Below are 26839 nucleotides of genomic sequence, written 5' to 3'. Positions count from 1 at the left end.
TATCGGGACTCGGTTTCATCTGTTTATTTTTTCTTGTTATTTTAGTTTTTGTAAACGATCCTTTGCATCTTTGATTACTCCATCTTCTTGATTTTCATAGTTTTCAATGATACTCTCTAAAGTTGCTTTTGCCTGGAAATTGTCGCCTTTCCCTTTGTATGCATCCGACATCAAAATAAATCCTCTACCAACCCAATAATCGTAAGAAGAGAACGTATTCGAAATATCAAAAGCAGATTCAATCGCTTTATCAAATTGCTTGGCATTGAGTTGTTGTTCAGCGACCAAGTATCGTGCTTCAGCACCCGTTGCCGTTTTACTTTTCAATGCAGCCAAATTCAGTTCTTTAGTCGCATCTGCTGTTTTTGTAGTCGCCAAATATGCCTTCGCCGCATACAGGTGCGCTAAACCGATATCTTCTTGCGAAGATTTCTCGTAATTTTTAACCAGATTAGCGTAATTTAATGTCTCTATATAATCGCCAATATTGAAATAACTTACGAGTAGATTTTGGATTGCAAAGCCATAATTCTCTTTGTATTCCGAGGTTAATTCAAGCTTCTTCAACACCTGTACCGCCTCATTATATGCCTTATTGCGCAAATGCAATTTAGATACGCTCACTAATGTGCGTTCTGTATATGCACTTGTCCAATCATTCATAATAATATTATAATCGTGGAGTGCTTCCTTATCCCTACCTAGCGCGGCATAACTTTCCGCACGGATAAATCGTGCATATTTTTCTTGAATAGGTTTCGGAAACTTGTCAAAGTAAGCGTTTATAGCCTCTACAGCACCTTGCCAACTTCCTCTATCAAATAAATTACGTGCGATACCAAATGTATGTGCATCCTGTTCTGCCGTACTTAGATCGCCGATATTGGTACTCGTTGCATACTTAATATAACCCGTCGCATCATTCTTATCCAAATAGATATTTTCAATCGAGCGGATAGCCTGTTTTGCCTCATCCGTAGTGGCGTACTGGTTTACAACACGTTGGAAAGTTGCTAAAGCAGCATCATTGTTGTCCTGATTGTACTGCACTAGGCCAATTGTAACCAATGCACGTGGAACGTAAGAACTACGCGGGTACTTATCTACCATGGATTGAAGCCCAGCTATTGCCTGATCGTGTTCTCCCATTAAGAAATAGGTGTAAGGAACTTCAAAAGCAACATCATCGGCATAGTTGGAGTTTGGATATTTTGCGATTACCGAATTCAACGTGGCGATTTTACCCTGATTATTTCCTTGTAATCCTTGAATGATTCCACGTTGAAACAAGGCATAATCCTGGCTTTGTGCATTTGAGCTGATCAAACGATCGTAATGTGTCATCGCCTTACCGTAGTTTTTGGCGCCAAAATAGGAATCTGCCAAACGAGCAATGGCATCGTTGCGCGTATTTAATTCAATACCATCTTTCCCTCCTGTTGCCAGAAAACGTTCGAAATAATTGGCAGCTGTAGTATAATTATCGTTCCGGAAAGCCGCATAGGCAAGCGCATAGTTTGCGTAACTGTACACATCTGTGTTTCGCGCACCCGGAAGTTGCAAAAATTTATTAAAATTAGCTACCGCCTCACGATATTTACGTACTTCGTACATTGCCTCAGCCTTCCAATAGATTGATAAGGCATGGATTTCTTCATCATAACGATTTGATTCTGAACGCATAAACATTGAAATCGCATTTTCAAATGCACGCTCATTATAATATTCCAACCCGCGGTAATATGTTACTTTTTGATAAGCTGCTTTGGATTCCTTGGTTGTACGATCGATAGATTCCAATACATCGACGGCTGCACGATAGCTTTTTGTGCTGAGAAGCACCTCGGCCAACAAGGTTTTGGCCTCTTCGTTACGCGCGGATCTAGGATAGGTCTCCAAGTATTCCTGCGTAGCATCTAAGGCTACCTGATGAAAATCTAACTCATAAGAAAGTTTGGCATAATTAAACAAGCCTTCCTCTTTAAGTTGAGGATCAAATTCCAGTTTAGATGCTCTAAAGAATGCGTTACGCGCACTTTGTTTATTATTTGTCTTCAAAAATGCGTCACCCAACGTTATCATTGCCGATTGATAATACGCATCGGGATCATTCAATTTTTCTAATTCTGTGATTGTTTTCTCATAATCGCCTAATTTATATGCAATATAACCGATTTGATAGCTATCTTGATTATTCTGTGTTTTCCCTTGATCTTGTGCCTGAAATTTATCGTAATAAGACTTTGATTGCTGCAAATCACCTTTTATAAAATAAGTTGCACCGAGAATACGGAACATTTCAGTTTCGTTTTCTTGTTTGGTCGTCTGCAAGATAGGTAGGGCATAACTTAACACATCATCATAACGCTTATCCAAAAAGTAAAGAGCTGTAATATAATATGGATAGCTAGTTTCGTAAGTTTTCGACCCATTTAATCGCTCAAATTCGTTCAGCGCCGTTTTATATTCCGCATCCAAATAAGATAGGTAAGCATAATAGTAAATGGAAGCCTCCTGATACTGACTCTTTTCATCTTTTAACCTTTCAAAGACTGGTTTAGCTGAAGCATAATCATCTGTCATAAATTGTGCATATCCCAATTTAAAACGGTACTCCGTATTCTCCGCCCCCGCAAGATTTTTCGAGTCTATTTTCAAAAACCATTCGATTGCCTTTGCGTAGTCTTTCTTTTCGTAATACGAACGACCTATTTGAAAATAAGCCGCTTTAGCGTTAGCGCTAGCTGGAAAATCCTTAATATATTTTAAAAATTGCGCCTCAGCATCGGACTCGCCCAACTCCAATGCACATATCGCTTGATAAAAACGAACATTCTCTTTTATCAAGGTCAGTTCCTCAGTTTCATCCAATTGGAGCGTTGATTTAGTCCGTAACGCATCAACTTGGTTAAACTGCTTAGCAGCCGAACTATACTTCCCTCTCTCAAATAATTCTAATCCGGATTTATATGCCTTGTTAATATCTTGCCATGCCGTTTGTTGCGCAAAAATAGGAGTTGATAATAAACTTAAGGCGACACCTAAACCGTAAATTTTGTTGTACATAGTGGTGTGTGTGTAATCTATTATGTATTATATAAATTCTTAAAAAAACTTACTACTAAATCTACTGTCGTTTAAAACATAGGTAAGTTCAGCAAAAGACTTAGCTTCAGAATACGAAAATAATCGTTCAAAAACAAGTTTTCCTCAAAAGTTGCTAACATCTGTTAATAACTGTACTATTTAACGAAGATTTAACAGAAATTGTATGAATCCGAATAAAAAACCTTCGGTTTGCCCCAATGAGGAAGGTCCATGACGCCCTTATGAAGGGTTCCTAATACCATGGAATCGAATCGCAGAAAGAGCGAAAGCCATCATCTATCCTCTCTTTCCTGCAAGAAGATACAAAACAGCCATGCGTACAGCCACGCCATTCTCTACTTGATCTAAAATAATAGCATGTTTGCTATCGGCAACATCAGACGTTATTTCCACGCCTCTATTGATAGGCCCAGGGTGCATAATAGTTATTTCCTTATTCAACGAATCTAATCGTTCTTTGTTTAGCCCATAGAGCATGGAGTATTCACGAAGTGAAGGAAAGTAGGCGATATCCTGACGTTCCAATTGAATACGAAGCATGTTTGCCACATCACACCAATTCAATGCTTTCATCAAATCATGTTCTACTTTCACCCCTAACGAAGTAATGTGCTTCGGAATCAATGTCGTTGGCCCGCATACCATCACCTCTGCACCTTGCTTTTGAAGGCAAAGAATATTCGACAGTGCTACCCTGGAGTGCAAAATATCACCGATAATAGCCACTTTTCTTCCCGCGACATCCCCATAACGCTGACGGATTGAAAAAGAATCTAACAAGGCTTGCGTCGGATGTTCGTGTGCACCATCGCCGGCGTTCACAATTTGTGCATCTACATGTTTGCTCAAAAACACGCCAGCTCCAGCATAGGGATGACGCATCACAATCATATCGACTTTCATTGCTAAAATGTTATTGACTGTATCGATCAGCGTTTCTCCTTTGCTTACAGACGAAGATGAAGCGGCAAAATTTATGGTATCTGCAGAAAGCCTTTTTTCCGCCAATTCGAAAGACAAACGTGTACGTGTTGAATTTTCAAAAAAAACATTCGCAATAGTAATATCCCTTAAAGAAGGTACTTTTTTAATCGGGCGATTTAAGATGTCTTTAAAATTCTCCGCTGTGTCTAAAATAAGCTGAATATCTTTTTCAGTTAGGTCTTTTATCCCTAGCAAGTGGTGCGTACTTAACTGTTCTGTGGTTGTTGACATCTGATCAAAATTCTCCGTGTAAAACTCTATTTTTTTTCCGTAATAAGCACTATGCTATCCTCATGATCCACTTCTTTCCAACTGACGATTACTTTCTGAGAATCAATGGAATCAACTTGAATCCCAATATAATCGGGTTGAATAGGAATTTGCCGCGAAAATCGACGGTCTACCAGGACGAGAAGTTCTATTTTTTCTGAACGACCAAATGCCTGTACCGCATCCATCGCAGAACGTATTGTACGACCGGTCCACAACACGTCATCAATAAGAATAACATCCTTACCATCAACGATAAAATCTATCTGGGTACTATTTGCCAGTAACGGAGAGCTACCTTTCATTCGGAAATCATCCCTATAGAATGTGATATCCAAAATACCAGAACTAATGTCAATACCGGTCATCACTTCCAATTCTTTAGCCAAGCGCTGTGCAAGGTAAGTACCGCGCGGTTGAATACCAATGAGCGCTGCTTTACTAAAATCTCCGTGATTTTCAATCAGTTGTTGACACAGTCGTCTGATTGTAATTTGAAACTTGGGACCGTCTAATAAAATAGATTGTTGCATCGCTGGAATATTTAAACAAAAATACACTTTTTATCGAAAAAATGGAACCACAAAAAGGATATCTTTCGGTATTAAAAAGGCAGCTTAACAGAGTAAGCTGCCTTCTAACACCGTTATTGCTGCTGTTGGAATAAATAGGCATATTCCTTGAAGAGCTTATCGACTTCCGCTTTCATTTCCTTGTCTCCGCTTGTCTCCAAAACCTGTTGATAACGTTGTATACTGGCCAATCCAAAACGAATGTTACGGTATTCGAAATTATTTTTGGTTTCCGAAATATCCATATAATATTTTAGGTTCTCGCCGATGTATTTCAGGTTGCGCGCAACTATTTCCTTCGCTTTAGCGGATTCCCCTACTTTATACATGGCGTCAACCAGCGGTGTATAACTCATCGCTTCAGACATCTGGAAAGTTTTCCTTGGCATACTTTCGTATGCTTTCAAGACCACTTTACGTGCCTCCTCCTTTTTGTTCTGTGCAATTAAACTCTGGGCCGTCTCGCCAAATATCGAACTTACGTACAAACTGATATAACGATAAGAATCCGGATCCAAAAAGGCAGAATGTGCCAAATTGCCCCACTGATACGTATTCATAATGTGATCATATACCGCGTCCGTATTTACGATCGAGCTTGGATCGTCTTGATTTAAACCGGTATTAATCGGCATGAGGCGCAGCGCAAACCCTTCGGAGACTAGAAAACGATTTAATCCTATATAATTTTCTTCTGGCGTAGTTGTTGTAAAATAAATCGGTCTCTTCCAATTGTTATTTGCCAAAATTGCCATAATGGAAAGTTCGGCACGGCTCACATAATTCATAGAGTAATTCCATTGAAGGGTATCCACAATAGATTCCTCCCACTCCTTAGGCACAACTTTATTGGAAATCACCGCATTTTTATCCACTACAAGTTGCATATTTTTTGTCGGCAATAAGTTCACGTATTCACCGCTTTGCAACTGTGCTTTATTTTGTGGATTGTCAGACAACATCACATTCAACAAATCCTGTACATTAATGTATCCCGGAATCTGCATATCTTGATAATAGATCACATCCCGCACCCCATCTTTCACTTTTTCAGGATCGATATTGATTGGCAGCGCATCTGCATCATTTACTTTTTCCATCATCTGACGCATGTACCAATCCGAACTCAACAAGCTTAGGTTAACCACACGTACATCTGTACGGAAGCCTTCCACTTCTTGTACGTACCATAATGGATAAGTATCATTGTCGCCATAGCTAAACAAAATTGCATTAGGAGCGCACGACTCTAAGTAATTACGCGCCATATCACGCGCCAGAAATTTTTCCGAACGATTATGATCATCCCAATTTTGAGAAGCCAATAAAATTGGTGCAGCCAACACGCCAATTCCTATCGCTGCGTAACCTGCCGTCTTGGCATTTATTTTTTTACGCAATGCGTCTGCAATCGCCAATACACCTAATCCGATCCAGATGGAGAAGGCATAAAATGAACCGGCATAGGCGTAGTCCCGTTCCCGGGGCTGAAGTGGAGTTTGATTTAAATACAGTACAATCGCCAATCCCGTAAAGAAAAACAGCAATCCAACTACGCCAGCATCACGCTGATTCTTCCCGAAATGCCAGAAAGCGCCAAATAAACCGATGAGCAACGGCAAAAAGAAATAGGTATTTCGTGCCGGATTTTCCTTTTCAGAGGTAGGCAAAGCATTCTGTCCGCCCACTAACACATTATCAATAGGTTTAATACCGCTAATCCAGTTTCCTTCTGTCAAAGAACCATGCCCTTGAATATCATTTTGTCGACCGACGAAATTCCACATAAAATATCGTCCATACATGTGTCCAATTTGATAACCAAAGAAGAATTTCAGGTTATCGGCAAACGTTGGCGATTGGTTTTCCCCTAAGCCCAAATATTCACGGTAAAAACCAGGATGACCACCTTTTTCGCTATAGATTCTCGGGAACACAGTCTCCTTGTCGTATTTATACTCTGTTTTCTTTTTAGCAACGACATATTTATCATTATCTTTACGGTACACGCTGCCCGATTCTACCATATCGACAGGTTTAGCATCGAAAAAGCGTCCTTTAAACAACGGTTCATCACCATATTGCTCGCGGTTAAGGTAACTTAAGAATGTAAATACATTATCTGGATCACTGTTGTTCAATGTTGGATTCGCTTTCGCCCGAATAAGGATCATAGTAAACGAACTATATCCTAAAATTATAAACCCAAGTGAAATCAACGCAATATTAAGTATTGGCTTAATTTTTTTGATGGAGTACCAAATACCATATACGAGTCCCCCTCCTATTAAAAGAGCAAAAAATGTAACTCCAGTTCCAAATCCCAGTCCAAGTGTGTTCACAAAGAACAGATCGGTAAAGGCAGCAAATTTGATTAAATATTGAATAACTCCCCAAAGGATCAATGCCAACACCACTACTCCCATCAATAGAGCTTTTATAGCTCCGCTTGTTGTCACGCTTTTGGATCTTCTAAAATAGATCACCAAAGCGATAGCAGGTATTACCAGTAAATTCAACAAGTGGACGCCAATAGAAAGACCCATCACATAAGCGATGAGTATCAGCCATCTATCCGCCCCCGGCTCATCGGCCCGTACTTCCCATTTCAGAATAGCCCAGAATACGACCGCAGTACATAGGGATGACATTGCATATACTTCAGCTTCCACCGCAGAGTACCAAAAGGTATCGGAGAAAGCATACGCCAACGCACCAACCAGTCCGGCGCCCATGATTTGGACGACGGCGGTATCCGAAAGTTTTTCGGCTAACGAAGCCTTACCGGCAAAAACCTTCCGGGCAAGGGCTGTGATCGTCCAGAACAAAAACATAATCGTTAAACCGCTGGAAACAGCAGAGCCGATATTCATCCAAAATGCAATCCGTGTCCGATCGCCCATCGCAAAATTCGAAAAGAGATTTTCGACCATCAGGAAAAGGGGCGCACCGGGTTGGTGTACGATCTGCATCTTGTAAGCGGAGGCAATAAATTCACCACAGTCCCACCAACTGGTAGTTCTTTCTGCTGTAATAACATAAGTTAAAGTCGCGATAATGGCACATAACCAACCAAGTAGATTGTTTATTTTGTTATAGTTCATATATAATGTTCGGTTATTCTTAAATAATCCCGCCCCGAAAATAAGGATTACATCCTAAGAAAAGAATAATATTAAAATATTTTAACACAAAAGCCCCATATATCTACCCGAATTTCAACAGGCATTATAGGCCGACTAAAAATATTTTATTGAGAATCAGACCCTATCCGAAAAATAACCAAAAAAGTTTTGGAGAAACAAAAAACGGGTGTATATTTGCATCGTCAAAACGATCAAACAACGGGTTGACAGTTGCTTGCCCGATAGTATAAAGGTAGTACGACAGTTTTTGGTACTGTTTGTCTTGGTTCGAATCCAGGTCGGGCAACATAAAAAATAAAAAAGAGCATTACGAGCGTAATGTTCTTTTTTATTTTTAGACAATTTCGTCGCCATTCATCTTATTTTTTCTAATTCAAATTCATTTCTATAAATTTGCCAAACATTTAGAGATACCAGATAGTCAAACCTATACTGATATTCCATTTAAATGACTTAATGGTGGATATAATTTCTTTTATAAAATCTCATACATAAAATAGACACAGCATGCCTTTGCAATTTAACACGGTTAAACTATTCGCTGGTTCGGGCACTTTGGAATTAGCAGAAAAAATTTCAAAATCCTACGGGAAACCGCTTGGCGATAAAACGCTTTCCAAGTTCAGTGACGGCGAAATTCAACCGCATTACAATGAATCTGTTCGTGGTAGCGATGTATTCTTGATTCAATCTACAAATCAGCCTACTGACAATCTTTTCGAGCTACTTTTGATGATCGACGCTGCGAAAAGAGCTTCCGCACACTACATTACTGTTGTTGTACCTTATTTTGGTTTTGCTCGTCAAGATCGTAAGGACAAACCGCGTGTTGCGATAGGTGCTAAATTGATGGCTAATCTTATCACGGCAGCCGGTGCACATCGAATTATGACGATGGATCTCCATGCTGCTCAAATTCAAGGTTTTTTTGACATCCCTGTAGACCACTTAGATGGCTCAATTATTTTCGTACCGTATATTAAGTCGCTTAAACTACCGAATCTGACAATTGCCTCTCCAGACATGGGGGGGTCGTACCGTGCACGTACGTTTGCAAAATTCTTTAATGCCGAAGTAATTATCTGTGACAAACGCCGTAAACGTGCCAATGAAATTGAATCCATGTCAATTATCGGTGATGTAACGGGCCAGGATGTAGTTCTTATTGATGATATTTGCGATACTGCAGGCACTTTATCCAAAGCTGCAGCATTAATCATGGAAAATGGCGCCAACTCGGTAAGAGCTGTATGTACACATGCCGTACTCTCTGGTAAAGCTTACGACACGATTGAAAACTCCGTGCTAACGGAAATGATCGTTACAGATACCATTCAATTAAATCCTGAGAAAACAAAAGAATGTAGCAAAATCAAATTACTATCCACTGCAGATTTATTTGCCAACGCTATTAAAAATATAAATGAACATAGTTCAATCTCCGATTTATTTCAAGTTGACTAACAAATAAGGGGCTGTCTTTTCTAAAACAGCCCCCTATTAATACGATTCTACGTTATTTATATCCGCTTTATCCGGATATTTCTTAAAAACACTTCCGTATCATGACCTAAAAAGCCGATATGACCTGAGGCCCTCTTTATTCCTGGATGATTCTTTTTATCCAGCGTTCCATTTTTTGAAGCCTCACCTAGATCTCCATCTACGATTACCACACCGTTCACCGTTACCTTGATCTTATTCCCTTTCACACTGATTTCCTCCTCGTTCCATTCACCCACTGGCTTCAGCGCACCTCTTTTTGCGGCAATCACACCATATACCGAGCCGTGGTACTGATAAGGCGCTAACTTTTCGTACACATCGGCATCATCATCCAAAATTTGTATTTCCATGCCCTGGTAGGCAGCATCTCCCTCCAGCGGTGCACGAATTCCTACTCCATTGTTTGCTCCGGTGGTCAATTTAAATTCAAAGCGATATACAAAATCAGCATATTCCTCTTTTGTGTATATATTTTTCCCCAATTTGGCAACAGGATTAGAACGCATGTAGCCCTCTTCCGTTATTTCATATGCCGTTGAAGGAGTCCATTTGTCCAGATTAGCACCGTCAAAAAGCACTTCAAATCCGTCGTTACGCTCATGATCGCTTAACGAATAGATTTCCTTACGTGGGATTTCCTTAATAAACACATCTCTATACCATACCTGCGAACCATGAGCCTGCAACTCAATCTGTTCTTTTGGAAAGATCGACTGATTACGATCCCAATAATTTTCTAGGGTTACATCATCGACCACCAGCTCTCCGTTCAGCCATACCCACACCTGCTCACCGACCATACGGATCTTGAATGTATTCCATTCTCCCAATGGATTATCCGCTACTTTAATTGGCTTTGAATTGGTTTTATTATTATACAGCCCCCCTGATCCGACGTCAGCTCCGACCTCTATACGCGAAATATCCCATATCTGAACCTGAGGTGTACCTCTCAAATAAACACCTGCATCAGGTTCCTTTCCATTTTTATCTAATTTCCAGTCCACCAACATCTCGAAATCAGCATATTCCTTTACCGTTGCGATATTATCACCATGACCACTAAAAACAAGATCTCCATTAATAGCCGACCAGCTTTCCCGCATTTTTTTATCTGCGTTAGCCTGCTTCTGAGCGAGCTCTTGTGCCGACATCTGCGACCTTTTGATTGGATTTTCGACCAATCCTTTCCATCCGGAGAGATCTTTTCCGTTAAAAATCGACACATAACCTTCCTTCTGTGGCATTTCCGCTAAATGACGCACGATTGCCTCACGCAGATAGGAGCTTTCACTGCCGGATAAATTATCCTTCGCCGCGGTCAATAAAGAGCGCACATCGTTACCTACAAAGTCTTCATTATCCATGGCTATATTCATAACCACATTTGTTGCCGCGCCTTTTAATGCCGGATCTGACAGGTATTTACCCGCAAAGATCAGCGCTTGGTATGTCCCTGTAGATTGAAGAGCCGACAACGCGCGCTTCCTTTGTTCCGGAGTCTGCGCCAATTCAAAGGCATCCCGCAGGAGCAAAGTTTTTTGCGCTGCAGGAAGAGTCCCCGCATTTAATTGTTTTATGAAGCCGCTGAACACAACATTAAAATTCGTCGGATCTTTCTCCGTACGCAACAGTGAGGTGAGCGCTTCTAAAGATTCCGCGTTAGACCAATTTGCTAATGCACTAATTGCCTGATATTTATTTACATTCCCTTCATTAAGATTGTTTTTTACGGATTCTAAAGCTCCACTGCCACCGACCCCTGCAAGAATAGGGAAATATCGCGCCGCTGAAGGCGAGGCGGAGCGGGAGATATTAGCTGACAACTGTTTAATTTTCGCTTCTTTCTCTGCATTATTCCGTAATGCAAATATGGCTGCCTGTTGAATGGAATTGATTTCCTTTTCCGAAGCGGTACCTAGTAAGCTGATGATTGTATCAAAATCTGCATCATTCGCAACATTTGGCAATGCATTGAAAGCCGCTAAACGAACAGCTTCATCGTTACTTTTTGTAAGTGCAAGCACAGCGCCTGACGAATTGGGATTAGCACGCTGCTTTAAAACATCCAAGAGCGCCAATTGCGTCTTGACATCGCTTGAAACCAGAGCATTATTTACATCATCCATGGCACGGTTGCCTTTTGCCGTCAATAACAGCGTTTTTAAAGCCTTCAATTCCGCTTCGTTGGCAGCAGGAATCTGCTTTATTAAAAATGTGGCGTTTTCACCTTTGGAAAGGATTGACAATGTATTGTATGCTGCAATTTTAGCGTCGGTATCTTTTAAAACAGCTAGATTTTTCTCCAGAACCGGAATTGCTTTATCTGCATCTTTCGTGCCCAGGAAATTCAACACGCTTTCCTGCGCATCGGGATCCAATTTCTTCAAAGAGGAAGCTAATTTTATCAGATCAGACGTTGACGTATTTTGCGAGAGCAGATCGAGTGCTACATTACGGACAACAGCGTCGTCTGCGGAGGCCAATTTCAGCAATTCTTTCTTTTGCTTAGCCGGGTTGATGCTCGTCAACAATGCGAGTGCACCTACCCTTATTGTCGATGCCTGTGCCTTGGTTGCTTCTTGGTAAAGTATCGAAGCTAATTTTCCCGCCAACGCCTCATCCTTCTTTGTCAACATATGGGCGTAATCCAGAGCTAATCCCGATACATTGGACTTATCAAATCCGTAGTTAACCGCACGCGCACTAGTCAAGAAAGTATCATAACTCGCAACACCTCCAATCTTACTTAACGCAGTAAGTGCATTACGTTGAAAATTCGGAGATTCAAATTGTTTATTGAGCTCAAGGATCCGGGCTTCAGAATTTTCATCCTTTAGATCACCCAGTGCCGCGATGATCGCTATAGTAGCTTCTTCGGATGTAGTCGTCGTTAAAGCAGCATTCAACGCAGAAGCAGCTTCCGGTGTACGGATTCCATTCAGCACACGGGCTGCCTTTTCGACCAAATAATCGTCGGCTAAGTAGGCGGACACCTGCTGGATCGCCTCATTTTTCGCACATTGTTTTAATAGTTCCAGCACGAACCCTTTATTGTCTTTATTTTCAATTTTATCCAGAGCCAAAAGCAAACCGTTTACAAAAACGTTTCTCTTACTCTCAAATCCAGGTTGCATAACATAAAATGCATAGGAATTGGAAGCATATTCTATCGCCGCGTTGTTTCCACCCTGCGGTTTAAGACCGACCAATAAGTTGGCAATATCTTCGGCCGAAAAGTTTTCCAGTTCTTTCATGGCCATAATGAATTTAGCCTGTTCTACCGCAGGTTGTTGGGCTAATACATCGGCAATCTTTGTGTCGGAGCTCCGGCCTGCGGGTTGCTGCGCATAAGCCGCCACTTGAAATAATAATAAAACGGATAGGGTATTAAATACTTTCTTCATGTCAATAGTTAGATTAAATAGTCCAAGGGCCACGCATTGGTTGGTGAATCAATCGATTAGCCGCTTCATCATTCACAAATTCTTGTTTTTGTGGATCAAAATGTAAGGTACGGTTGAGCCGTAAAGCGGCCAGTCCCAAATTAACCAGCGTACAGGAGTAATAGCCGTTCTCTTCGTTCAGCGCAAATTTTTGGCGGGTACGTACCGCTTCTACGAAATCTGTCATCTGCGGAGTGGGATCCGGATATTGAGCCAGTTTACGCTCTAAATCTGGAATATCCGACACAAAACCTCTAAACAGCTTACCATCGGGACCTTCTATATAGGCCCTACCTTCTTCTGTACCCGCTCCATCTAATATAATCTGGCATCCGTCGGCATACGTATAGACAATCTTACGCCAGGTGCCTACCGCATCGGAATGCTGTTGAGGTGCATCCACTTCGATTTTGATCGGACTTTCGTTGTCTTTTCCCAAAAAATACTGAACCGGGTCTAAATAGTGCTGTCCCATATCTCCTAATCCACCACCGTCGTAATCCCAATATCCCCTAAACGTCGTGTGAACACGATGTGCACTATACGGTTTATAAGGCGCAGGACCTAACCACATTTCGTAGTCCAATTCACGGGGTACCTGTTCGACAGGGAGGTTTTCTTTTCCAACCCAATAAAATTTCCAGTCAAAACCGGTATGCTTACTAATTGTTACTTTCAAAGGCCATCCCAGCATCCCCGTATCCACTACCTTCTTGATTTTTTTAACCGGAACATTCATGCCATAAAAGTTGTCATCAAATCTGAACCAGGTATTCAATCGGAAAATATTGCCGTGTTGTGCTACAGCTTCTTTTACTTTCTTACCCTCTCCTATTGTTCTGGTCATCGGCTTTTCGCACCAGATATCTTTTCCTGAACGCGCCGCTTCTACGGCCATCAGCCCATGCCAATGCGGAGGTGTCGCAATATGGACAATGTCAACTTCTGGATTTTGAATTAATTCGCGAAAATCCCGGGATTCTTTAACCCCGCCCCCGAGTGCCTTTTGAGCAATTGCAAGATGTCTGCTGTCTACGTCGCAGATTGCCACGGTCTTCGTTCCAGCGTAGTTAAAATGCCCCCTGCCCATGGAGCCTACCCCGATGATTCCTTTGGTCAAGTGATCGCTCGGCGCCAAATAACCTTTACCAAGAACGTGTCTCGGAACAATTGCAAAAGACGCTGCTGCAAGCATTGACTTTTTTAAAAAGTCGCGTCTAGAAGATAAATTAGGTTTAAACATTTATAAAAAATTAATGTATTAAAAAAATATGCCACATTTCATCGATATTTTCTGTCCTCTTACGTGTCGATTTCTATCAAAAACTAATTCAACAGATTTAAATGCTGTTCAAAATATTTTTCAAAAGTGTGTCTTACCAAACCTTTGGCATATCCATTTTGATCTAAAGAGGACAGTTCTACCACGCAATCCTTACGTATCGCATTCATGGTGTAGGTATTAAGACTTTGTTGGATCGGAATGGTAATAAGCGCCCCTGCTTTAGCAAATTTACCGCTCAATACAACGGATTCAGGATTTAGAATTTGTACCAGCATCGAAATTGCCTTTCCTAAATTCTTTCCAAGTCCGTGAATCAAATCGATCGCATATTGGTCACCTCGATTGGCAACCTCAATGATATGCTGAGGTAACAAATCATCGACATCTACTAAACCTTTTAGTAGTGTAGGCACATCTGCCTTGATATCTGCCTTTACCTGATTAACCAAATAAACCCCCGAAGCAATTGTTTCTAGACAACCCCGCTTACCACAATAGCAGAGCTCCCCATCTTCCACGAAAACTATATGCCCCATTTCACCCGAGAAACCGTCATTGCCCATATATATTGTTCCATTACTGATGATACCCAGACCTATCCCCCAATCCATCAAAATCACCAACACGTTTTTTTTGAGACGTGCGGCCCCGTATGTCAGTTCACTAAAAGCGGCCGCTTTGACATCGTTAATAACAGACACAAACTTCCCATATTTCTGCTCCAAAAAAACACGCAGATTAAACCCTTCCTGAACATAAAAAGTATCGTTTGTTCCATTATCAGAATTGACCAGTCCTGGCATATTCAGTCCAATTGCAGAAACCTTTTTCATGTCTAGCCCTATTGTAGAGATATATTTATCAATACTATATATCAATTCATCGATCTTAGAAATTTCTGCGCTTATTTCATAAGAAAATGACTTCGAACCATATACGACGTTGTTATTATTATCCAATACAATAAAGCGAATAGCAAAACGTTCGATTTCAATACATAATACATTGAATACCGCATCATTAATCTGATATAAAATTGGCTTTCGCCCACCGATAGACTCGCCTTTTACTTTAGAAACAAGCAAGCCACCTTGTTGCAATTCAGCGATTAATCCATTTACAGTCGGAAAACTAAGCCCCATCTCATTCGACAAATCTCCAATTGCAATAGCCTCGTTTTTAAAGACGGTATTCAACAACTTCAACCGATTTAATACAGATTTTTTTTCTTTACCAGATTCTAGAATATTTAGATCGCGCGATAACGCAAATAATTCGCTCATATATTAAGTTTTAGCTAAAATAAAAAAAACAATCAAGCATTGCAAATTAAAATTTTATTAAATCAATATTAAGTTTTACTATTTTTTTAATAAAGTTTCATCTATTACATCATAATTACTACTTTTATAACATAGATATCTACAAATCTAAACTTACTAAATATGAAAAGATTTTTATTGCTACTCATGTTTGCCTGCTCATTCGCACTAATATCGGCGCAAACAGGGACAACAGTCACAGGGACAATCAAAGATAACTTGAATAGGCCTGTCGTAAACGCATCCGTTTTGATTAAAGGAACGAATATCGGAACGGTATCAGATGCCGGAGGTAACTTTGACATCAAATCAACGAGCGGAAATATCACGCTAATTGTCAGCAGTGTAGGATATGAGGATCAAGAGATCAGCGTAAAAAACAACAAACTTAACATCATCCTTCAAGAAAGCAATCAGGGGTTAGACGAGGTGATCGTCATGGGGTACAACAGTGTCGACAAACAACATGTCGCATCTTCAATAGCCCAGCTAGACATGGAACAAACCAAAACAAGGCCTATCATGAAAATGCAGCAGGCTTTCAGCGGCACAATCCCAGGTGTAACCATGCTGCAGGGATCATCTCTGCCGGGAAGCACATTTGGAGCGATCAACATACGGGGTATCAGCACACTTCAAAACGCCGAACCCTTGGTCATCGTAGATGGAATGGAGCAAAGCATTAGCGATCTTGACCCCAATCAAATCAAAAGTCTTACCGTTCTCAAAGATGCCGCATCTGCTTCCATGTACGGATCTCGTGGAGCTAATGGCGTAATCATTATCGAAACCGAGAGGGGGACAACCGGACAATTCAAAGTCGATCTTAATCTATGGTCTGGATTTAACCAAGCCATTGACCTCCCCAAATTTGTCAACGCGGCAGATTACATGCGCATCAACAACGAAACCCGCGAACACCAAGGTCAAGCTACAGTTTATACAGACGCAGACATTCAAAAAGCTGAAACTGGTGAGATCCAAACTGTAGACTGGATGAAGGAAATCATGCAAAAAACCTCAATGGTACATAACCAAAGTGCGAATATTTCCGGCGGTGGTGGTGTAGGTACATTCAACCTTATGCTAGGCCATATAGCAGAGACAGGACTGAATAAGATAGAAGGGACTCAAAAATTCTCAGCGCGTTTCAATACCAACATTAATATCGCTGAGAAATTTTCTTTGTTGGCCGATTTTTATGCGCATCAACTGCAAGTAGACCGTTTATTGCAAAACGACGATGGTCACGGATTATATAAAATAGCGTGGCGTATGAATCCGACCCAGCAGGTATACTACGACTCAGATCTAACTGAGCATTATATGCTGCATAATGACTTAAATCCCGTAGCAAGAATGAACCGCGGGGGGATCAAAAACAATATACACGATAGAAGTACTATCAATTTGCGACCAAAATACTTCATCAACAAAAACCTCAATTTAGAAGGTAATGTGTCCTACATGATCAGTAAGTCTGCAAATAAAACAGAACGGAAAACATTTAAATACCTAGATGCAATAGGGAAACCAATATCCATTTCAACAAATGCTACTACAGCGGACCAGGGCGTCAGCGAAAGTCAGCTAACGGCAAGAGCATTAGTTAACTATACAAGCGAACTCCGCGACGACAAGGATAAAATCTATTTCACAGCAGGCACCGAGGTGATGAATCATACATACACCGATTATCGTGAAATCTCAAAAGCATCTTTCTTCGGAAAACTAAATTATTCTTTTGACAACAGGTATATTTTAGAAGCTACAGGAAGGTACGATGGAAGCAGCAAATTTGCGCCGGAACATAAATGGGGGTTTTTCCCTTCGGCAGCATTAGCTTGGAATGCCCACAACGAGTCTTTCTTTTCCAGCCTCCGCAACAGTGGGACTATCACCAACTTGAAGCTAAGAGCATCTTATGGTTTGATCGGTAACGAAAATGTAGAACCTTATCTTTGGGAAGAAATCGTTAATCAGTATGGTTGGACCATGCGTGTACCGAATTACCAATTCTCCTGGGAAAAACAAAAACAATGGAACATAGGTGTGGATATATCCACTTTAAAAGATCGCTTGAGCCTTACAGCTGAGGTATACGATAAATTTTCGTATGATCTTATCTATGATGAATTCCCCGTACCTCCTTTGACCGGATCATACTATCTCTACACTGCGATCAACATCGGTGAGGTCCGCAATAAAGGGTATGAATTCTCGGCCAAATGGAACGATAAAATCGGAAACGTGCAGTATAGCATCGGAGGCTCCTTCTTCGACAATACCAATGAAGTCCTTAAAGCCGGGTATAGTACTACAGACACTCTGGTATTCAGTAACACGAATGACAAGATCTGGTACAAAGGCACCGCCATTGACAACTATTATGGATTCGAAAGCAATGGATATTTTAATGATGCTGACGACATCGCAAATACCCCTGCTAAAATGGCCAACACTTTACCTGGAGACATTAAATATGTAGACCAAAATGGCGATGGCATCATCAACGATGCTGATCGCGTTAACCTTGGCGACCCCTTCCCACATTTAAATTATGCAATAAATTTTGACATCAGATATAAAAACTGGGATTTTAGCGTTCTTGGTCAAGGTGTAGGTAAACGTTTAGGTTGGTTGAGGGGACAAGAAGGATATCCCGTACTGGTAGATGGTTCTACTAATGCCTTGGGCGCCCCGCGTCAGGAATACGCTGATAACCGTTGGACACCGACCAACACGGATAGTCGTTTCCCACGCGTCTGGTCTGGTGCAAGCACCAATGCGTACCTCAGCGATGTATGGCTAAGCGACGCCTCCTATTTTAGGATCAAAATGATACAACTCGGCTTTACTGTAAAAAATATAGGAAAGAGTTTTAAGAACACAAGGTTCTATGTTAACGTACAAGATGCTATTACATTCACGAAATGGGAAGGGCTAGAACCTGAAAGAGTAGGCATCGTGGGTGGAGACAGTAATTATGACGGTAACGGAAGCTATCCACGCATGGCAACTTACACATTCGGCATCAGAACATCTATTTTTTAACCTTAGAATTTACAAAAATGAAAAGAACTAAAATACTCTATATACTACTAGCTTCGGCTACGTTATACCTATCCAGCTGTGAAAAGTTTTTGGACAAAACGGATCCTACAGCTACCGATTTCGATGAATTTTTCAGTACCGAAGCAGATATTCTCCGCGTCGTTTATAGCAGTTATCTGGACGTATTTTCGAATACAGGCAATACGGCTGCAGTGCGCGCTAACTTCTTTTATATGGAAGAAGGAAAATCCGACAACGGGTACAGCAGGGCATCGGGAGATCATCATCAACCCATCGCAAACGGCAACCTCAATTCCAACACAACCGCTGCATATTACTATTACAACCTGCACATGAAACATTTAGGCCGTATCAACACATTTATTGCTAATATCGATATCCCATTTGTAGAAGATGAATCCATTAGACAAAAATATAAAGGTATACTTGAGGCGCTAAGGTGTTGGCATTATTTCAAGTTGACCAGTAGATATGCTAATGTTCCATTTTTCCTGGAACCTGCTGATCTTGTCACAGCACTGCAACCTGCAAAATCAAAAGAAGAAATATTGGAGACTTTATTCCCGCTTGCCGAAGAAATTGCGAACAGCCTTCCCGATGATGCATACACCACTAATGCGTATATGTTTTATAAATACTCATTTAAAGCACTGATTATGCGCTATGCACTTTACAATGGAGACTATGAAAGAGCAGCCAGACTGGCCAAGGAAATTATCGACAGTAAAAAGTTTGAACTGTATAATAACTATGGCAACCTATTCAACTACACAGGTCATCGTTCGAATAAAGAATACATCATGACTTTCAATAAAGAAAGCCATCCTTCTGCGGCTACTTTTTCGTTTACTAACCTCGCTCCACAATCTAAGACAGGAACGGGACAGGCATACCTCGTTCCGCTTAAAGCATTAGTAGACTCGTACTGGACACGGCAAGGTCGCACCATTGACAATTGTCCGTTACACACCAAACAAGAATATGAGCTAAATCCCAAACTGAACAGAGACCCCCGATTCGCAGCGAGTATCATTAGTAACGGAGATACATTTAACGGCGAAGTAATAGATATTTATAACCCAAATGCCACCTATTATTATGAAAATGCCAGAGCAGGAAAGTCAGGCTATTGGTTTAAAAAATTTGTCGACGCCGCAGATTACTCGCGCGCATCAGGAGACCTAGATTTTGGCATTATACGGTATGCGGAAGTGCTTTTAACCTATGCCGAAGCAAAAATCATGTTGAATCAAGTAGATGACCTTACAAAAACATGCATAAATGATGTACGCAGAAGAGGTGGATTGGATATGACAGTCGCTGATGTCTCGCTTACCAGCAAAACGTCACAGGAATGGGTCGATTTAATCCGTAACGAGCGAAGAATAGAATTTGCGGGTGAAGGGCTGCGTTATGACGACATTCTACGCTGGAAGATCGCTGAACAGGTTCTAAATCAACCTGCACTAGGACATACGAAATTAGTCAATGGATCATTAGAATCCTTAAAAATAGAAGACAGAACATTTCAATCTAATAATTACATATGGCCATTTCACGAAAACAGCTTGAAAGTTGAACCGGGGTTAACACAAAACCCAGGGTATTAAGCGTCAAAACTATTATTGGATAACTGTTATTTTTTATTATCTTTGCACCTCAAATTAATTTTAAAAAATTATATAAATGAAATCAATTGCTATTAGCGGTTCTGCAAGACAGAACGTAGGGAAAAGAGATGCAAAGGAATTGCGTTACCAAGGTCAGGTACCGGCAGTTCTTTACGGTGGGAAAGAACAAACTCACTTTTCAGTATCCGCAGCTGATTTGAAGGCAGTTCTTTATACTCCGGAGGTTATATTTATCGATCTAGATATCAACGGAACAAAAACAAGAGCTATCGTTCAAGACGCACAATTCCACCCATTAACTGACTTAGTTCGTCACGTTGACTTTTTACAGTTGTCGGATGACAAAGAAGTTTCTATCAATATCCCTGTAAAATTAACAGGTACTTCTCCAGGTGTTAAATTAGGTGGTAAATTAGTTCAGAAATTACGCAAACTACGCGTTAAAGCTTTACCAAACAACCTACCTCAAGAAATTGAAGTTCCTTTGGAATCGTTAGAAGTTGGTAAATCTTTCCGTGTAGATCAAGTAAAAGTAGAGAACGCTAAAGTATTGAACAACAGCGACGATACTATCGTATCTGTAATCATGTCCCGTGCTTTACGTCAAGCAGAGCAAGAAGCAGCAAAAGCAGCACAAGGTGGTAAAGGCGGCAAAAAATAAGTTAGCTTTTTCAGTTATTTCAAAAGGCATCGAACATTCGATGCCTTTTTTCGTTTATCTCTCGTCTAACTTCTCATATCTAATATCTATTTTTTACTTTTGCACACATGAACTTTTTAATCGTCGGGTTAGGCAATATTGGAAGAGAATACGCAGATACGCGTCATAACATCGGATTTATGGTGGCAGACGAACTGGCGAAGCAGGCCGGTACGACTTGGTCTACCCTTAAACTAGCATTTTATACCGAGTTCAAACAGCGTGGCCATAATGTCTTCGTGATTAAACCCACCACCTTTATGAATTTGAGCGGAAAGGCGGTAAACTATTGGATGCAACAATTAAAGGTCCCCATCCAAAATGTATTGGTGATTGTAGATGATTTAGCTATTCCTTTTGGCTCTCTACGCATCAAACCGAAAGGTAGTGCTGCAGGACACAATGGATTGAAATCCATCGAGGCGCTATGCGGTGGTCAAGTCTACCCCCGCCTTCGCTTCGGTATTGGCGACAATTATCCGAAAGGCCGTCAGATCGACTATGTATTGGGCCCATTTGACAAAGACGAACAAAAAGATCTACCCGCTTTAATTGAACACGCCGTAAAAATGTGCCACAGTTTTATCAATATCGGCATTGAACTGACGATGACGAATTTGAATACAAAGTAAGATATTAGATTTTAGATATTAGATATTAGATTTTAGATTTTAGACAAAAAAAGCAGCAGGTTGCATATACAATCCGCTGCTTTTTCAGGCTGTTATTTGCGGTCGATACAGAAAACCTAACTTATTTGGTTTTTATAATCACTGCGCCATCGTATTTATCCGCATCAAACTTAGCTTTGAACCAATCTTCGGCTTGAGAAGCCAATAAGGTATAAATAGATTTCACATCTTTGGTATCGATCTTTTTAAATTGCTTAGCATCGATAAATTCACCATCTACGACATATACCGGGTTCTTAAGCTCTGGCATCGACCATGTTCGTACAGAAACTGTCTTTTTAGCAGAATCCGACGGAGATATATTAACTTCAAGTACTGGTTTTTTGTCTGTCCCTGAAACCGCAGCAGAATCTCCATTCTTGAAACCTACTACCGACACTGAGCTATCTTTATTTGGCAGCGGATCCTTAGCGGAATCTATGCGAATACCCTGGACTTTACCTTGCAGAGTTTTTGCTTTCGCCGCTTTCGTCGTTATCTCAATCACGCCGTCTTTTGCTTTTTCGCCATACAATGAAGTCGCTGAGCCATCCTTCAGAACATTGATCGATTCAATATCGTTAGGATTAATGTTATTTACTTCAAATTTTCCTTCCTCTTGAATCTCGCCATCAATTACATAGAGTGGCTTTTTAGATTTATTAATACGGTACTGTTCCGCTGACACAGCTCGTATTACCCCATCCATATTTGCTACATCTGGATATTTGGCTCTATACATAGCCGAGGCTGCTTGCTTATCCATCAACAAAAGGCTATTCACTTCGCGCTCTGGCAGCTCAAAAAACTCCTTTTTTGTAATGTTCTTATTATCGTACAGATACAAGTACGCCTTAGATTGATCAATCTCGGAACGGGTCTTTAATTCCTTGGTAGGTTGATCGGATACTGTAATCTTTGGTTTTTTGGTCGTTACCAATATAACCCCATCTTTACCTTTTGCTCCGTAAACCGATTCCCCGCTTTTGCCTTTAAGAACGCTGATGGATTCGATACGTTCTGCAGCTAGCTTCCTTAGATTGGCTTGATCTGATTCCACGCCGTCAATAATAATTAAAGCCTTTTCGGGTATTCCTTTAGTTATACTGTCCGCTGAAATCTTTACACCGGCCACTTTTCCTTCGACCTTAATATCAATCGTATCCGCCCCAAAAGCTTCTTTAAGAACTTCTCCAGCTTCTCCATTCATTTTTACAGATATTACTGAGTCAGGCTGAAAAACGACTTGCAGATCTGTTTTCTTTGCAGTCTGCACCGCTTCTTCAATTTTCGCTTCCGCCTTATCTACCGTAAATGCTCCTGCAGTAAAAATCACGATCGGCAGCAGGAAGGCATACTTGCTCAATTCCAGTTTGGAAGAGCGCTTTTTGTTCATCATCATAATGCGCTTTTTTAATGTTTTAAAATTAAATTGGTTACTGATGCCAACCGAGGCACCTTGTTTGCTCACATGGAGCACGCTATATTGATAGGTTTGCCGGTCCACACCCTTATCTAGCACCTGTTGATCAGTCAGGAATTCTAAATTTTGACGTACAGCTTTGCGCATCAGCCATACGAAGGGATTATACCAACTACCTATCAATACCATTTCAAACAATAGGATGTCCAAGGTGTGAAGGCCTTTCACATGTATGTCCTCGTGCTTGAAAATATCGTGCAGCTCCGGCTCCCGGTGCTGCCTTTTGTGTATATATATCTTGTTAAAAAAGGAAAATGGAACAATCGGAAACACCACATTGCGATACAGATAATCTTTCCATAAGGCGGGGTTAGAAAAATAGTGGATGCGGAGCAAACTGGCAATCTGGAAAACAAACTTGAAAAACAGCGATACAACACCAGCACCTATTATCCCAAGCAACATATTTTCTAGGGTGAAAATCGAAAAAGAGTTCTCCTCAATTACGGTATACGGAATATAACTTAAAAGATCTACCATAGGCATACTAACCTCTTCCCTAAGCCATCCTTTAATATCCAGGAATGGATATATCAATGCATATATTGCGCCTGCGATAAAGTAAATTCTATTCAATTGATAAAAAGTCAGTCCCTTCAAGAGAAAGACATACCCCAGATATATAATACCAAGCAATATATTGACCTGCACGATATAGGTTAGTACATTTTCCATAACAGTTAAGATTTATTATCCTTAATCATATCCATGATCTCCTCCAGTTCCGCCGGGCTAAGTTTTTCTTCTTTCACAAAAAAAGAAACCATGTCTTTGTACGAGTTTTTAAAATAATCGCCCACAAAACTGTTCATAAATTTCGCCTTATATACTTCTTCGGATATAAGTGGCTCGTAACGTTTCGCGTTAGCATATTTCACAGGTTTCACATAGGCTTTCTTTTCCAAATTTTTTATAGTGGAAGCCAATGTCGTATAAGGCGGCTTCTCCCCTTTCAGATTATCCAATATCTCCTTCACAAATCCGCCATTCAATTGCCAGATCGACAACATCGCTTCTTCTTCCTGTATAGTTAACTTTTCCATTTTGATTATCAAATTACTAATTATTCACAATTCTACGAATTATTCGTAAACAAACAAATATTTTTAACATTTTTTTAAAGCAAAGGCGCGAATTTGCAGATACGCAGCTTTGCAAATACCCGAATTTGTCTATTCATCATATTTTCATATAAAAGTCACGATGACATCGATTGCATGAAAAAAATTGGTAATTATATGGATTTTAATTAAGTTAGCGAGATCAAATCTAGGCAGGCTTACCTTCCGGATTGTAGCAATAGAATTAGTTATTACACAACAAGTTCATAATACACATATATACTTATGTCTGAAACAGCATCTATTACACTGAATGGCACGTCTTTTGAATTTCCCGTAATTACGGGAACGGAAAACGAACAAGCAGTTGACATTTCAAAATTAAGAGACCAAACCGGATTTATTACATTAGACCCTGGATACAAGAATACGGGATCAACTAAAAGTTCAATTACTTTTTTGGATGGCGAAAAAGGAATATTAAGATACCGTGGTTATCCTATTGAGCAACTCGCGGAAAAATCAACTTTTATAGAAGTCGCCTATTTATTGATATACGGCGAGCTTCCAACAAAAGAAGTGTTAGAAAAATTTAGAGCAGATATTCGTGCGCAAATGATGATCCACGAAGACATGAAAAATTTCTTCGCCGGTTTTCCATCTAAATCTCACCCTATGGGACAATTGTCCTGCCTAGTGGGTGCCCTTTCTGCGTTCTATCCCGAATCGCTAAACCCCAACCAAACAGAAGAAGAAGAAAACAAGACAATAATCAATTTATTGGCAAAAATGCCAACGATCGTATCTTGGATCCAAAAGAAATCGCTGGGACACCCTGTTGTCTACCCCAAAAATAATTTAGGTTATATCGAAAATTTCCTAAATATGATATTTGGCGAAGTAAATAGTGAGAAAACATTCGACCCTGTTGTCATAGATGCGATGCATAAATTACTTATACTGCACGCAGATCATGAGCAAAACTGTTCAACCTCTACAGTGCGTATCGTTGGTTCGTCAAATGCAAATCTATACGCTTCCATTTCTGCCGGTATTAATGCCCTATGGGGCCCGCTGCACGGCGGAGCTAATCAAGCCGTTATTGAGATGCTTGAAGACATCAAAAATGATGGAGGAGATGCAGATAAATACTTAGCGAAAGCGAAAGACAAGAATGATCCTTTCCGCTTAATGGGATTTGGGCACCGGGTATATAAAAACTTTGATCCACGTGCAAAAATCATTAAAAAAGCATGTGATGATATCTTAGAAAAATTAGGTGTTAATGATCCTGTTTTAGATATTGCAAAACGTCTAGAAGAAGCCGCATTAAAAGATCAATATTTTGTAGATAGAAAATTATATCCTAACGTAGATTTCTATTCCGGTATTATCTACCGCGCATTAGGCTTCAATTCGGATATGTTTACGGTATTATTTGCCTTAGGCCGCCTTCCAGGCTGGATAGCACAATGGAAAGAAATGCGCGATAATAAAGAGCCTATTGGCCGTCCAAGACAAGTGTATGTTGGCGAAACAACACGGGACTACATAGACTTTGACAAAAGATAAGTTTTGATAAAAAGATAAAAAGGCGGTAATTTTAAAATTACCGCCTTTTTATCTTTTTATCAACTTAATTAAATCACGATTTCTTTTGAAAGCGCATAATCGCAATATCCCCCATAATAAAAGTCAGCGTATTTTCATTGATGCTATACGTATTAACCTTATCTAGGGTCTGAAAGAACGTGCTTTCACCATTACCCGGACAAGCCATCTTTGTAGACGCCAGTGGGCCAAACTTAATCGCATTTCCATCCAACGTAACAGCACCTGAATAACTATTACAACTGCTGTTTCCCGACACCTTATTAGTAGCAGTATCAAACGTTATCGTAGGTTTCTTATTCGGATACAATACATCAAAAGCTATACGGGCTCCCGATATATAGTCCAATTCCCAAGTGCCATCTAACGACACACTTTCAGCTTCAATCAGCTTAAACTTTGCCAACGGAGCCATTTTGGCTTTATTAAGACTTAGAATGCCCTCACTAATCGTAAAATTATCCGCTTTACCAAATACGTCTTTGAGTCCATGTTCGACAGACATATCTTCACAAGCCATCATTGTCGACATCCCTGCAGAAAATGTTATCCTATTATTACCTTCCAATTCAAATTCACCTCCTACTCCATTGCAACCTGTAACAGCAGCATATCTATTATCTTTGCTAATAAATTCTAAAGACGGTGTCTTTCCATTTATTTTTTCCGCAACAGGGTTTCCATTCAGTTCAACGAGTTGCCACTTCTTGTCCAACATATCAATAGGTTGACTAACCGACGTCGGCACTTTACGTGTACCGCAACTTGTGATTAATAAAACAAGAATGATCGTCGCATTTAAAAAATTTTGATTCATATTTTTTATTGTTATATAACATATACAATCTAATTAACGGAAGGTTTAATCTTTCTGCTACAATTTGAAGAGATCTTCCAAAATAAAAATCTACCAACTTACTATATTTTATAAAAAAATAGCCATCATTTGTGTTGTTTTCCGTATGTTT

General features: G+C 40.3%; 16 protein-coding genes and 1 tRNA gene. 7 read left to right on the top strand and 10 right to left on the bottom strand.

Annotated features, from left to right (window positions below; genetic code table 11):
- Positions 1-36: 36 nt before the first annotated feature.
- The 4 genes from C4F40_RS15460 to C4F40_RS15445 all read right to left on the bottom strand — a co-directional run bounded on the left by C4F40_RS15460 (position 37) and on the right by C4F40_RS15445 (position 8038).
- Positions 37-3066 (bottom strand): tetratricopeptide repeat protein, encoded by a 3030-nt coding sequence (locus C4F40_RS15460; protein WP_196940284.1) that lies wholly within the window; start codon positions 3064-3066, stop codon positions 37-39.
- Positions 3067-3384: 318 nt separating this feature from the next.
- Positions 3385-4323 (bottom strand): aspartate carbamoyltransferase catalytic subunit, encoded by a 939-nt coding sequence (locus C4F40_RS15455; protein ID WP_196940282.1) that lies wholly within the window; start codon positions 4321-4323, stop codon positions 3385-3387.
- A gap of 26 nt (positions 4324-4349) precedes the next feature.
- Positions 4350-4895 carry a bifunctional pyr operon transcriptional regulator/uracil phosphoribosyltransferase PyrR gene (pyrR, locus tag C4F40_RS15450; RefSeq protein ID WP_196940281.1) on the bottom strand — a complete coding sequence of 182 codons (546 nt, stop codon included), beginning with the start codon at positions 4893-4895 and terminating at the stop codon, positions 4350-4352.
- Positions 4896-5008: 113 nt separating this feature from the next.
- A complete protein-coding gene (locus C4F40_RS15445; protein ID WP_196940280.1) occupies positions 5009-8038 on the bottom strand; it encodes a glycosyltransferase family 117 protein in 3030 nt (1009 codons plus the stop codon).
- A gap of 257 nt (positions 8039-8295) precedes the next feature.
- Here C4F40_RS15445 and C4F40_RS15440 point away from each other — a divergent pair.
- Positions 8296-8366 (top strand) — tRNA-Gln (locus C4F40_RS15440).
- A gap of 221 nt (positions 8367-8587) precedes the next feature.
- Positions 8588-9544, top strand: coding sequence for a ribose-phosphate pyrophosphokinase (locus C4F40_RS15435; protein ID WP_196940279.1), 957 nt, complete (start codon positions 8588-8590; stop codon positions 9542-9544).
- A 56-nt stretch (positions 9545-9600) separates the two neighbouring features.
- Here C4F40_RS15435 and C4F40_RS15430 read toward each other — a convergent pair whose 3' ends face one another.
- The 3 genes from C4F40_RS15430 to C4F40_RS15420 all read right to left on the bottom strand — a co-directional run bounded on the left by C4F40_RS15430 (position 9601) and on the right by C4F40_RS15420 (position 15600).
- On the bottom strand, positions 9601-12993 hold the full coding sequence (locus C4F40_RS15430; RefSeq protein ID WP_196940278.1) for a 3-keto-alpha-glucoside-1,2-lyase-like domain-containing protein: 3393 nt from the start codon (positions 12991-12993) through the stop codon (positions 9601-9603).
- Between the two features lie 13 nt (positions 12994-13006).
- A complete protein-coding gene (locus C4F40_RS15425; protein ID WP_231390085.1) occupies positions 13007-14227 on the bottom strand; it encodes a Gfo/Idh/MocA family oxidoreductase in 1221 nt (406 codons plus the stop codon).
- A 131-nt stretch (positions 14228-14358) separates the two neighbouring features.
- Positions 14359-15600: an ROK family transcriptional regulator gene (locus C4F40_RS15420; protein WP_196940276.1), complete on the bottom strand. Its 1242-nt coding sequence runs from the start codon at positions 15598-15600 to the stop codon at positions 14359-14361.
- Between the two features lie 162 nt (positions 15601-15762).
- Between C4F40_RS15420 and C4F40_RS15415 the strand changes: the two genes are divergently transcribed.
- From C4F40_RS15415 to pth, 4 genes are all read left to right on the top strand, one after another.
- The gene (locus C4F40_RS15415; RefSeq protein ID WP_196940275.1) at positions 15763-18693 is read left to right on the top strand and encodes a SusC/RagA family TonB-linked outer membrane protein; all 2931 of its coding nucleotides are present in this window, start codon (positions 15763-15765) and stop codon (positions 18691-18693) included.
- A 17-nt stretch (positions 18694-18710) separates the two neighbouring features.
- Positions 18711-20324, top strand: a complete 1614-nt coding sequence (locus C4F40_RS15410) for a RagB/SusD family nutrient uptake outer membrane protein (protein WP_196940273.1) — start codon at positions 18711-18713, stop codon at positions 20322-20324.
- A 76-nt stretch (positions 20325-20400) separates the two neighbouring features.
- Positions 20401-21006, top strand: a complete 606-nt coding sequence (locus tag C4F40_RS15405) for a 50S ribosomal protein L25/general stress protein Ctc (RefSeq protein WP_196940271.1) — start codon at positions 20401-20403, stop codon at positions 21004-21006.
- Positions 21007-21113: 107 nt separating this feature from the next.
- Entirely contained in the window at positions 21114-21677 is a 564-nt protein-coding gene (pth, locus tag C4F40_RS15400; RefSeq protein WP_196940269.1) for an aminoacyl-tRNA hydrolase, read from the top strand.
- A 121-nt stretch (positions 21678-21798) separates the two neighbouring features.
- Here pth and C4F40_RS15395 read toward each other — a convergent pair whose 3' ends face one another.
- Positions 21799-23874 (bottom strand): M56 family metallopeptidase, encoded by a 2076-nt coding sequence (locus C4F40_RS15395; RefSeq protein ID WP_196940268.1) that lies wholly within the window; start codon positions 23872-23874, stop codon positions 21799-21801.
- A gap of 5 nt (positions 23875-23879) precedes the next feature.
- The gene (locus C4F40_RS15390; RefSeq protein WP_196940267.1) at positions 23880-24242 is read right to left on the bottom strand and encodes a BlaI/MecI/CopY family transcriptional regulator; all 363 of its coding nucleotides are present in this window, start codon (positions 24240-24242) and stop codon (positions 23880-23882) included.
- A gap of 303 nt (positions 24243-24545) precedes the next feature.
- On the opposite strand from C4F40_RS15390, the gene C4F40_RS15385 reads away from it, so the two are divergent.
- The gene (locus C4F40_RS15385; protein ID WP_196940266.1) at positions 24546-25832 is read left to right on the top strand and encodes a citrate synthase; all 1287 of its coding nucleotides are present in this window, start codon (positions 24546-24548) and stop codon (positions 25830-25832) included.
- Positions 25833-25905: 73 nt separating this feature from the next.
- Here the strand turns inward: C4F40_RS15385 and C4F40_RS15380 are convergent, their stop codons facing one another.
- Positions 25906-26688: an META domain-containing protein gene (locus tag C4F40_RS15380; RefSeq protein ID WP_196940264.1), complete on the bottom strand. Its 783-nt coding sequence runs from the start codon at positions 26686-26688 to the stop codon at positions 25906-25908.
- Positions 26689-26839 lie beyond the last annotated feature (151 nt).

It is taken from the genome of Sphingobacterium pedocola (assembly GCF_015209965.1).
Classification (GTDB): domain Bacteria; phylum Bacteroidota; class Bacteroidia; order Sphingobacteriales; family Sphingobacteriaceae; genus Sphingobacterium; species Sphingobacterium pedocola.
This window is presented reverse-complemented; position numbering and strand designations above follow the sequence as displayed.

What these genes read in the sequence shown, in the direction of transcription:
- C4F40_RS15420 (WP_196940276.1), bottom strand. Translation starts at nt 15,600, where the DNA reads ATGAGCGAATTATTTGCGTTATCGCGCGATCTAAATATTCTAGAATCT.
- C4F40_RS15445 (WP_196940280.1), bottom strand. Translation starts at nt 8,038, where the DNA reads ATGAACTATAACAAAATAAACAATCTACTTGGTTGGTTATGTGCCATT.
- C4F40_RS15405 (WP_196940271.1), top strand. Translation starts at nt 20,401, where the DNA reads ATGAAATCAATTGCTATTAGCGGTTCTGCAAGACAGAACGTAGGGAAA.
- C4F40_RS15455 (WP_196940282.1), bottom strand. Translation starts at nt 4,323, where the DNA reads ATGTCAACAACCACAGAACAGTTAAGTACGCACCACTTGCTAGGGATA.
- C4F40_RS15425 (WP_231390085.1), bottom strand. Translation starts at nt 14,227, where the DNA reads ATGCTTGCAGCAGCGTCTTTTGCAATTGTTCCGAGACACGTTCTTGGT.
- C4F40_RS15460 (WP_196940284.1), bottom strand. Translation starts at nt 3,066, where the DNA reads ATGTACAACAAAATTTACGGTTTAGGTGTCGCCTTAAGTTTATTATCA.
- C4F40_RS15380 (WP_196940264.1), bottom strand. Translation starts at nt 26,688, where the DNA reads ATGAATCAAAATTTTTTAAATGCGACGATCATTCTTGTTTTATTAATC.
- C4F40_RS15435 (WP_196940279.1), top strand. Translation starts at nt 8,588, where the DNA reads ATGCCTTTGCAATTTAACACGGTTAAACTATTCGCTGGTTCGGGCACT.
- C4F40_RS15415 (WP_196940275.1), top strand. Translation starts at nt 15,763, where the DNA reads ATGAAAAGATTTTTATTGCTACTCATGTTTGCCTGCTCATTCGCACTA.
- C4F40_RS15390 (WP_196940267.1), bottom strand. Translation starts at nt 24,242, where the DNA reads ATGGAAAAGTTAACTATACAGGAAGAAGAAGCGATGTTGTCGATCTGG.
- C4F40_RS15410 (WP_196940273.1), top strand. Translation starts at nt 18,711, where the DNA reads ATGAAAAGAACTAAAATACTCTATATACTACTAGCTTCGGCTACGTTA.
- pyrR (WP_196940281.1), bottom strand. Translation starts at nt 4,895, where the DNA reads ATGCAACAATCTATTTTATTAGACGGTCCCAAGTTTCAAATTACAATC.
- C4F40_RS15430 (WP_196940278.1), bottom strand. Translation starts at nt 12,993, where the DNA reads ATGAAGAAAGTATTTAATACCCTATCCGTTTTATTATTATTTCAAGTG.
- C4F40_RS15385 (WP_196940266.1), top strand. Translation starts at nt 24,546, where the DNA reads ATGTCTGAAACAGCATCTATTACACTGAATGGCACGTCTTTTGAATTT.
- C4F40_RS15395 (WP_196940268.1), bottom strand. Translation starts at nt 23,874, where the DNA reads ATGGAAAATGTACTAACCTATATCGTGCAGGTCAATATATTGCTTGGT.
- pth (WP_196940269.1), top strand. Translation starts at nt 21,114, where the DNA reads ATGAACTTTTTAATCGTCGGGTTAGGCAATATTGGAAGAGAATACGCA.